General features: G+C 56.4%; 9 protein-coding genes. All 9 read left to right on the forward strand.

Annotated elements, in window-relative coordinates; genetic code table 11:
• Window positions 1-56 precede the first annotated feature (56 nt).
• Window positions 57-287, forward strand: coding sequence for a hypothetical protein (locus BF12_RS0116165; protein WP_024953164.1), 231 nt, complete (start codon window positions 57-59; stop codon window positions 285-287).
• A gap of 238 nt (window positions 288-525) precedes the next feature.
• The gene (locus BF12_RS0116170; protein WP_035160409.1) at window positions 526-3,372 is read left to right on the forward strand and encodes a molybdopterin-dependent oxidoreductase; all 2,847 of its coding nucleotides are present in this window, start codon (window positions 526-528) and stop codon (window positions 3,370-3,372) included.
• Window positions 3,373-3,537: 165 nt separating this feature from the next.
• Complete coding sequence (gene fdh3B / locus BF12_RS0116175) at window positions 3,538-4,200, forward strand: formate dehydrogenase FDH3 subunit beta (protein WP_024953166.1); 663 nt, start codon at window positions 3,538-3,540, stop codon at window positions 4,198-4,200.
• A 9-nt stretch (window positions 4,201-4,209) separates the two neighbouring features.
• Window positions 4,210-5,256, forward strand: a complete 1,047-nt coding sequence (locus BF12_RS0116180; RefSeq protein ID WP_024953167.1) for a formate dehydrogenase subunit gamma — start codon at window positions 4,210-4,212, stop codon at window positions 5,254-5,256.
• A 251-nt stretch (window positions 5,257-5,507) separates the two neighbouring features.
• On the forward strand, window positions 5,508-5,852 hold the full coding sequence (locus BF12_RS0116185; RefSeq protein ID WP_051511095.1) for a DUF1244 domain-containing protein: 345 nt from the start codon (window positions 5,508-5,510) through the stop codon (window positions 5,850-5,852).
• A gap of 2 nt (window positions 5,853-5,854) precedes the next feature.
• Window positions 5,855-6,385: a molybdenum cofactor biosynthesis protein B gene (gene moaB, locus BF12_RS0116190; RefSeq protein ID WP_024953169.1), complete on the forward strand. Its 531-nt coding sequence runs from the start codon at window positions 5,855-5,857 to the stop codon at window positions 6,383-6,385.
• Window positions 6,375-7,670 carry a molybdopterin molybdotransferase MoeA gene (locus tag BF12_RS0116195; protein WP_024953170.1) on the forward strand — a complete coding sequence of 432 codons (1,296 nt, stop codon included), beginning with the start codon at window positions 6,375-6,377 and terminating at the stop codon, window positions 7,668-7,670. Before moaB ends, BF12_RS0116195 begins: the two co-directional genes overlap by 11 nt.
• Before the next feature lie 248 nt (window positions 7,671-7,918).
• On the forward strand, window positions 7,919-8,713 hold the full coding sequence (locus tag BF12_RS20640; RefSeq protein WP_169734545.1) for a carbonic anhydrase: 795 nt from the start codon (window positions 7,919-7,921) through the stop codon (window positions 8,711-8,713).
• 540 nt (window positions 8,714-9,253) lie between these two features.
• Window positions 9,254-10,532, forward strand: a 1,279-nt coding sequence (locus tag BF12_RS22120; protein WP_156941201.1) for an Ig-like domain-containing protein, incomplete at its 3' end; no start/stop codon positions are given.

A 10,532-nucleotide genomic window follows, 5' to 3' on the forward strand; every position in this document is an offset into this window, starting at 1 on the left:
ACGGTCAAGGCGACGTGAATACGCTACGTATCGCCTTTGCCAAAAGGGAGATCAGCATGAAGACTGATGATGACAAGAAAGACACGCACAACCTCGCTCGTCAGGGACGCCGCAAGTTCCTGCGCGTACTAGGAGCCAGTACCGTCGGTGTTGCTGCAGCAGGATCACTGGCAGGCGCCGTCATCCCCGACCAGGCAACCCCTGAGGCCAAGGCCGCTGACAAGAGTTCCGATCGCTATCGCGAGAGTGACCACGTCAAGGCGTTCTACGCCACGCTGCGTGATTGAGTCATGCCGCAAGGTGTGATCATGCAGTGATAGATAGACAGCGCCGGCAGCTGTGATTACCGCAATACTGCCAGCCTGACACGGGCAGCGCGGAGTTTACTCCGCCCGCCATTGACAGCGATAAGCCGGCACAGGTCGAGCACGATGCTCAGCCTGCAAGACCGCCGCTCCCGACTCTGCCCCCTGACTCGCTCACGCGGCCTGGGCAGTGATTCGGGTGACGAGGAGAGATGATGTCATGCGACTGACCCCCACCCCCTCTGCCACAGAGACCTCGGGACTCGGTATCAACCGCCGCCAGTTCCTGAAACGCAGTGGTGTTGCGACCGGCGGCCTGGCCGCTGCAAGCTTCATGGCTGCTCCGATGATGAAGCGCGCCGAGGCCAAGACCGAGGTGTCCAGCGCCCCCGTCGAGACCAAGCGCACCATCTGCTCCCACTGTTCAGTGGGTTGCGGTGTGTACGCCGAAGTCCAGGAAGGCGTCTGGACCAAGCAGGAACCGGCCTTCGACCACCCGTTCAACCGTGGCGCGCATTGCGCCAAGGGTGCATCGCTGCGTGAGCACGGCCACTCGGACCGTCGCCTCAAATATCCGATGAAGCTTGAGGGCGGCAAGTGGAAGAAGCTGTCCTGGGAACAGGCCATCGAGGAAGTCGGTGACAAGGTGCTTGAGCTGACTGAAGAGCACGGTCCTGACAGCATCTACTGGCTTGGCTCGGCCAAGTTCAGCAATGAACAAGCCTACCTGATGCGCAAGTTTGCGGCCCTGTTCGGCACCAATAACGTCGATCACCAGGCGCGTATCTGCCACTCCACCACGGTGGCAGGTGTTGCCAACACCTGGGGCTACGGCGCGATGACCAACTCGTTCAACGACATGCATAACTGTCGTTCGATCCTGTTCATCGGCTCCAATCCGTCAGAAGCGCATCCGGTTGCCATGCAGCACATCTTGCTGGCCAAGGAGCGCTCCAACGCCGAGATCATCGTCGTTGATCCGCGCTTCACACGTACAGCAGCCAAGGCTACCAAGTTCGTGCGTCTACGTCCGGGGACTGACGTAGCCTACATATGGGGCCTGCTGTGGCACATCTTCGAGAATGGCTGGGAAGATGAAGTCTATATCCAGCAACGCGTCTATGGCATGGATGAAGTGCGTGCCGAAGTCGCCAACTTCCCGCCGGAAGAGGTCGAGCGTATTACAGGGGTCGGCGAAGCCGACATGCTCGACGTGGCGCGCCGCCTGTCCCAGAACCGCCCGGGCTGCGTTGTCTGGTGCATGGGGGGCACTCAACACTCCACGGGTAACAACAATACCCGCGCCTACTGCATCCTGGAACTTGCACTAGGCAACATCGGCAAGTCCGGTGGCGGCGCCAATATCTTCCGCGGCCATGACAATGTTCAGGGCGCGACGGATCTAGGGCTGATGTCCCATTCTCTGCCGGGCTACTACGGCCTCTCGGAAGGCGCCTGGAAGCATTGGTCCAAGGTCTGGAACGTCGATTACAACTGGATTCAGAATCGCTACGACCAAACCGAATACCATGACGGCAAACCGATGCACACCAATGGCATTACGGTGTCTCGTTGGGTCGATGGTGTACTGGAAGATCCTGATCGCATCTCTCAGCGCACTGCGCTGAAGGCAATGTTCTATTGGGGCCATGCCGTTAACTCCCAGACTCGTGGGCCCGAGATGAAGCAGGCAATGGCCAAGCTGGACATGATGGTCGTCGTTGACCCATACCCGACTATCGCCGCTGTCATGCACGACCGAACCGATGGCGTCTATCTGCTGCCAGCTTCCACCCAGTTTGAGACACGCGGAAGTGTTACCAACTCAAGCCGTTCATTGCAGTGGCGTGATCAGGTTATCGAGCCGATGTTCGAGTCCAAGCCTGATCATGAAATCATGTACCTGATGGCGAAAAAACTCGGCTTTGCTGACGAGCTGTTCCGCAACATCAAGGTTGAAGGCAGTGTCCCGCACGTCGAGGACATCACGCGCGAGTTCAATGCTGGCATGTGGACGGTGGGCTATACCGCCCAGAGCCCTGAGCGCATGAAGGCACACCAGCAGAACTGGCACACCTTCGATTTCGAGACGCTCAAGGCACGCGGTGGCCCGGCAGATGGCGACTTCTACGGCATGCCGTGGCCGTGCTGGGGCACGCCGGAGATGGGGCATCCAGGCACCCCGATTCTGTACGACACCTCCAAATCAGTGGCAGAAGGCGGACTTAACTTCCGTGCCCGCTTCGGCGTTGAGCATGACGGCACCAATATTCTGGCCGAAGGTTCCTGGTCCAAGGGGGCAGAGATTGAAGATGGCTATCCGGAGTTCACCGACAAGCTACTCAAGCAGCTTGGCTGGTGGAACGACCTGACTGCAGAAGAAAAGCAGGCAGCAGAAGGCAAGAACTGGAAGACCGATCTTTCCGGCGGTATTCAGCGCGTGTGCATCAAACATGGCTGTGCACCCTTCGGTAATGCCAAGGCGCGCGCACTGGTCTGGACCTTCCCTGATCCAATTCCCAAGCACCGCGAGCCGCTTTACACCGCGCGTCGTGACCTGGTGAAGGACTACCCGACCTGGCCGGATTCAGAATCCATCTATCGCCTGCCGACACTCTATGCCTCCATCCAGAACAAGGATGTCAGCGCCAAGTACCCCATCACGCTGACCTCCGGTCGCCTGGTGGAATATGAAGGTGGTGGTGAAGAAACACGCTCCATCCCGTGGCTGGCCGAGCTTCAGCAGGAGATGTTCGTCGAGATCAACCCGGCGCTGGCCAATGATGAAGGTATCAAGGACGGCGATATGGTGTGGGTCGAAGGCGCCGAAGGTGGCCGCGTAAAGGTTATGGCAATGGTCACGGAGCGCGTCGGACCGGATGTCGTGTTCATGCCCTTCCACTTCGGGGGTGTCTACGAAGGCGAATCGCTTGAGTCGCGCTATCCGGAAGGTACTGTGCCCTACGTGCTAGGTGAGTCGGCCAACACTGCCACGACCTATGGCTATGACCCCGTGACACTGATGCAGGAAACCAAGGTCACGCTGTGTCGTGTCAGTCTCGCCTGATCCTGATCAACAGCCGAGCCTGACCAACGACAGCAGAATGACAGCGTGGCAGATGTGCTTTCAGACGGGCACCTCTCGCAGGAAGTGCATCACCTGAATCAGTTACCAGAATCATCCGGCCTGTTGACCGATAAACCCGGTGACAGGCCGTGAAGGAGAAGCAGCATGGCCCAGATGAAATTTCTCTGTGATGCAGAACGCTGCATCGAATGTAACGGCTGCGTCACGGCCTGCAAGAATGCCAACGAAACAGAATGGGGCATTCAGCGTCGTCGTGTCGTGACCCTGGATGACGGCAAGCCCAGCGAGGTTTCGATCTCGGTGGCATGCATGCACTGCGACGATGCACCGTGTATGGCTGTCTGTCCCACCGAATGTTTCTACAAGACCGATGACGGCATCGTGCTGCACGATAAAGACATCTGCATCGGCTGTGGTTACTGCTTATACGCCTGCCCGTTCGGTGCACCGCAGTTCCCACAACAAGGGGCATTCGGCGAGCGCGGCAAGATGGATAAATGTACCTTCTGCGCAGGTGGCCCGGCAGAAAGCCCAGAAGAAGAGTACGAAAAATACGGTGCCAACCGTATCAGCGAAGGAAAACTACCGCTGTGTGCCGAAATGTGCTCCACCAAGGCACTGCTGGCCGGTGATGCTGAGACAGTTTCGGACATCTTCCGTCAGCGTGTGGTCTACCGCGGTCACGAAGACGGTGCATGGTCACCGGTCGACAAGGCGAGCCATCCAGATACCTCGGCTAACCTGACCACCAGCAGTGTGACTCATCAGGCCGATAGTCTGGCCTATGACGCAGCCCGCAAGGGGTAAGGAGGCGACATGCGCGCGCACTTTACAACGTCACGGTTGCTTGTCGTGATCATGTTCCTAAGCTTGATGGTTGCCAGTCTGTGGCTGGCACCTCATGCCATGGCTGCCGACCCCAGCGCCGAGATCGGTCAGGCGGTCGGCACGGTAGATGCCGACACTTGGCGTCAGGTCAAAGATGGTGATAACTCCATCGATAGTCGTCATGACTCCAACTACAACCTGATCAATCAGAGTGGCGAAACCTGGCGTCAAATCCGTAATCGCTGGATATCACCGGGCGGCCTGATCGCGCTCGGAGGTATGCTTGCGGTACTCGCGATCTTCTATCTGCTCGTGGGCCGTAATGACCTCGACCATCCACGCTCCGGCAAGCTGATGCTTCGCTGGACAGCTCTCGAACGTGCCATGCACTGGACGCTGGCAACACTATTCCTGATCTTGGCAATCACCGGTATCAACCTGCTGTGGGGCAAGTTCGTGTTCCGCAACATTTTCGGGGATGTGTTCTGGGCCAACATGATCATGGCCACGAAACTGGCACATAACTATCTCGGCCCACTGTTCTCGATCATGCTGATTCTGGTGTTGGCCAAGTGGCTGTCACTGAATCTGCCCAAGAAGCACGACTTCGAGTGGTTCCGTCAGGGTGGCGGCATGATCAAGGGCAAGCATCCAGACGCCGGCTTTGCCAATGGTGGCGAAAAGGCATGGTATTGGATTCTAGCCAGTGTCGGTCTCGTGGTGATCGTCAGTGGCTTGGTGATGGATTTTCCGATCTTCGGACAAACGCGTGATGTCATGCAGTGGACGAACGCATTTCATGGGATTGCCTCACTGATCCTGATCGCCGTGTCTTTCGGTCACATCTATATCGGCACTGCAGGTACAGAAGGTGCACTGGAAGGTATGAAAACAGGCTATGTCGATGAGACATGGGCAAAGCAACATCACAATCTGTGGTATGACGAGGTAAAGCAGGCAGAAGCAGCCGATCCTCAGTCAGACCCTGCCACAGCACCGGATGATGCCTTGGCACGACAGCAACGCCCCAATTGAGCCAATGGCCTTACGCCTGTCGCTTTGAGACTCAATTGAATACTCGCCCGGACAGGTTCACCTGCCGGGCGTTTTGTCACCTGTACCCTTGATACCTATACGCTCCCCCACTGGCAACGCAGGTGTCTCACTCCACTAGTTCACAGCTCGTCATTTGTTGCGTAAAGTCAGTGAGATAGCCGCACGATTTCTTGAGGTGCGCCAATATTCATAGCGACAAGCCCCCTCACTTGTCCTGTCAGGAGACACTTATGACTGATCAGAATAGCTCTTCAGTTCAGAAAATCAGTGAACTAGATGAACAGGCACGTACCGAGCTTGAAGCCGCTGCCTTTCGCCGCCTGCTGAAGCACCTTGATGACAACAAGGATGTGCAGAATATCGACCTGATGATTCTTGCCGACTTCTGCCGCAACTGCCTGTCAAAATGGCTGGTAACCGCAGGCGAGGAACGCGGTATTACCTTCGATTACGAGGCCGCTCGTGAGCACGTCTATGGCATGCCCTATTCCGAGTGGAAAACACATCATCAAGGCAAGGCGACTCCAGAGCAGCTGGCCGCACTCGATGCCCGTCAGCAAGCGAAGAAGGATTGAACATGAGCAGCAACGACGCACAGATAGGACTGGCTATCGCGATATTGACCGTCTCCGACACGCGGACGGCAGAGACTGATCGCTCCGGCGACTCGCTCGTCGAACGCCTCACTGCGGCCGGCCACCAGCTGCATGAAAAGCGTATCGTGCCAGATGATATCTACCAGCTGCGCGCAGCCGTCAGTCAGTGGATCGCCGATCCTGACGTTCAAGTCATTCTGACAACGGGCGGCACCGGCTTTACTGGGCGAGACTCCACTCCTGAGGCCATTCGCGTTCTGCTCGATAAAGAAATACAGGGCTTTGGTGAACTCTTCCGGCAATTGTCGTATCAGGAGATCGGCAGTTCGACCATCCAGAGTCGCTGCCTGGGTGGTCTCGCCAATCGCACCGTCGTCTTCTGTCTACCGGGCTCAACCGGCGCATGTCGTACCGCATGGGACGGCATTCTAAAAGAGCAGCTGGACAGTCGACATCGGCCCTGTAACTTCGCCAATCTGGTCATTCCGGAGCGCGGTACTCATGCCCACTGAGCCTCCCTCCACTGAAAACGACTCATGTGGCTGTGACAGCATTCCCGCAAGTGCAGCATCGCTTGCGCCACTGGCCAGTGCTCTCGAAGCGCTGCGCGCACACTGTATCTTGATGGAAGTCGAGAACATCCCGGTGAGCGAGGCCAGTGGGCGCGTACTGGCTGAAGATGTCCTGGCTCAGCTTGACGTACCACCTGCCGACAACTCTCAGATGGACGGCTATTGTGCTCGCGTCGCGGATATCGGCGATGGCTGCTGGTTACCGATCAGCCAACGAATTGCCGCAGGGTACGCGCCACAACCTCTTGGCCACAAAAGCTGCGGACGGCTATTCACTGGTGCTGAAATTCCAGACGGAGCTGACGTGGTGATCATGCAAGAAGAGGTCACGTTGCGCGACGGCTCCGATGGTACTCCCGAAGCCTGGCTACCCGGTCCACGTGCTCAAGGTGACAATATCCGTGCTCGTGGCCGAGATGTCGTGTCGGGCAACCGCTTGTTGGCCGCTGGCATGCGTCTGGATGCTGCGGCACTTGGCCTATTATGCGGACAAGGGCTCAGTAATGTGACGGTACGCCGTAAGGTACGGGTGGCGCTATTCGCGACCGGTGATGAGCTGATAGAACCAGGCCAGCCATTGGCGCGCGGTCAGATCTATAACTCGAATCGCGTCATGCTAAGCCAGATGCTGAACGATTTCGGTGCGGATGTCGTCATTGCGCCTCTCAAGGTGGCTGACACCTTTGAAGCGACTCGTGATGCGTTGGCCTCCGCTGCTGATCAGGTCGACCTGATCGTGACCTGCGGCGGTGTGAGCGTAGGGGAGGAAGACCACGTACGCCCAGCGATTGAGTCACTTGGTAGCATTGATCTATGGCGTTTGGCGATCAAACCGGGCAAGCCGCTTGCGTTGGGGCGCATCGACACGCTTACCGGAAATGCGATACGTGTGGTTGGCTTGCCAGGCAATCCGGTTTCCAGCTGGGTTGGGGCGTGGCTATTTCTGCGTCCACTACTTGGTGAAATGACAGACTGTCATGCACTGCGTGAACTGCCCCGCCTTAATGTACGTGCCGCTTTCTCAGCCAAGACAGCTATTCGACAGGACCATCTGCGTGTGAGGTTGACTCCATGCCGTGATGGTCAGCTAGAGGCTCATGCCTTCCCTGACCAGAACTCGGCTGTCTTATCGTCCTGTGCCGGCGCCGAAGCACTGGCCATCATCCCCCCCGAGAGTCGAGTAGCCGCCGGTGATTCCGTCGAGTGCCTATGGCTCACGCACTGAGTGCAACACCAAGCCTCCCTGATTGACATTCATCATCACCAGCTCCCGCTCATTCTTTGGGCAGGCGCTGCTGCTTAGTAGTATGGCGCTGGATGGCGACAACCACTGTACCTCTCCAGCGTCGTCTTGACCTCGCTAGTGAGTCCGGCACACTGGATCCCTTTGTACTGCCAGATACGTCACTTCTCCATGTGGGCAGGTTCGCTCTATCTGCGCTGCCCAAGAGTCAGTCTCGCAAGGAACCCCTGATGCCAGTTGCCCCATCGTCCGCTCTCATTTCACTCCGCCCACTCGTTGCTGCTGTGCTCATCGCCACTTCTGCGCTTTCTGCCACAGTGCAAGCCAAGAGTAATGAATCCGTGCCTGCGCCGGGCACCTCAGTCACAGAGTGGAGTTATGCCACTGAGGACGAAGGTAACGAAAATGGTCCTGAGCACTGGGGGGAGCTGACGCCGGGATATGCAGAGTGCTCAAACGGCCAGCAACAATCCCCGATCAATATCGATAGTCAGAAACGAACTCTGGATGAAGATGGGCCAAAGCTCGACTATCACTCCCCCCTGCTCGTCACCCGTGATACCGGTCACACGCTGCAGATCGAAGGGGCCAGCGGCAATACCATGACGCTGGAAGGTATCGAGTACACGCTGTCACAAGTCCACCTCCATATACCCTCTGAACATGCCATCGATGGCAAACGCTTTGCGATGGAGATGCACCTTGTTCACTCGACGCCTGAGGGCAAGTTGGCCATTGTCGCTGTCATGGTCAAGCCCGGACACCAGAACCTGGCGCTCAGCCGCCTCCTGAGCCGTCTTCCGCAATCAGGCTTATCAGAAACGCTGACCAGTGGATTGTCGGCTAACCTGCTGCTCCCGCGCGATCACTCAGGCTGGCAGTATTCAGGTTCACTCACTACGCCACCCTGCACCGAGTCCGTCAATTGGTATCTCATGAAAACACCCGTCGAGGCATCGCAATCTCAGATAGATGCCTATCTAGAATGGCAAGGTGGGGAGAATGCTCGACCACTCCAAAGATAAATATTAACTTTCAAAATGTTACGCAGAAAACGCCATCCTTCGGGGTGGCGTTTTTTATGGACCATTCATTAGTTCATCCGGACAAATTTTCAAGCAACATAACCTCAACGGTAATTAACCCATTTCTTCGTTTAAAAATCGGCTTAAGAAATCATAAGCGTTTCATGTTGAGCAATCATGATGGTCATCAAAATGATTCAGATAAAAAGCAATGTTAATAAGCACATATGTCTATTTTCTATCCAAATTAGTAAAATAGCACTCAAAGTATGATCCAAGTGATTCGCGCGAGCGTTGTTACCTTGAGAAAGAAGAGTGTCAACAGATGTCCAACGACAGCACATACACGACGAAAGGATTGGGTGCGACGCGCGACAAAGGATCTTAAAAACAAAAGTAAAAGATTAAACGTTACTCAAACTATAAACGCTTAACATCTGGTACTAGAAAATTGATCTACGACATAATATTGTTGTAACTATTGATTAATAAAGAAAACGACAGGGTGTCGTACTTAATGGGTACTACGGGGGTAGTCCAATGCCAGTCAACGCTAAAGTCGCTACGCATGGGCAGCTTACTGACCAGAATACAATTCTTCGACAGGTTGATAACATCCAACTAAACCAGGTATCTGATGTCAGCTTGGACCTCAAACCTCGTGATATAGAGACAATGACTCGCCAAGGTAACGACCTTCTCGTGACACTAGAAAATGGCGACCTTGTCTCAATAGAAAACTTTTACGCTGATCCAAATGAATTGAGTCACCTCTATCTACAAGGTGATGAATTTGCAGGCGATATTTTTCAAGTTGGCTTAGCGGACACCGCAGCAGGCACTGTCCCCTATACCACGGCACCTGTCCTCACGACGGCTGAATCTGCTCTTGGAGCAGCGGCTACCGGCGCAAGCCCAGCCACGGGCGGCGAGCTAGGCACTGCAGGCTCTGGAGTAGCAGGCTCTGGACTAGGTGTTGCTGGCGTGGTCGCTGGGGGCCTAGCAATAGCGGGAGGCGTTGCAGTAGCAGCAAACTCTGGCTCAGGGTCATCTTCTAACACTAATTCTGACACCTCCTCCCCGGATGCCCCGATCGTCACCAGCATCAGCGATGATGCCGGTGAGGTCACCGGGGAGCTGAGCAACGGCGACAGCACCGACGACACCACCCCGACCATCTCCGGCACTGCCGAAGCCGGCAGCAGCGTCGGCCTCTATGATGGCGATACTCTACTCGAGACGGTCCAGGCCGATGCTGATGGCAACTGGAGCGTCGAGCTCAGTGAGCCACTGGCTGAAGGCGAGCATAGTCTGTCAGCCATCGCCACGGATGCCGCGGACAATGCCAGCGCACCTTCCAATATCATGGCACTGACGGTTGATACCCAGGCCCCTGAAGCACCGGTACTCGAGGATACAGACGGGACGACGCTCACCGGGACCGGTGAGCCAGGCTCAACCATTACCGTCACCAATGCTGAGGGTGAGGCGCTGGGCGAAACGACGATCGATGACGATGGCAACTTCACTCTCGAGCTGTCTCCTGAGCAAGAAGACGGGACTGAGCTGACCGCCACTGCTACCGATGCCGCCGGCAACGAAAGCGCGCCCTCCGCTGCCATCACGGTACCGGTCGATGCTGATATCACCGCACCGGAGGCTCCGACGATCACCTCAGTCAGCGATGATGTGGAGGCCGTCACTGGTACCCTCACCTCTGGTGACAGCACCAATGACAGCCTGCCAACACTGACCGGCAATGCCGAAATCGGCAGCACCGTCACGGTCATGATCGACGACCAGGCGATTGGCACGGCGA

Source organism: Cobetia crustatorum, from assembly GCF_000591415.1.
GTDB classification, from domain to species: domain Bacteria; phylum Pseudomonadota; class Gammaproteobacteria; order Pseudomonadales; family Halomonadaceae; genus Cobetia; species Cobetia crustatorum.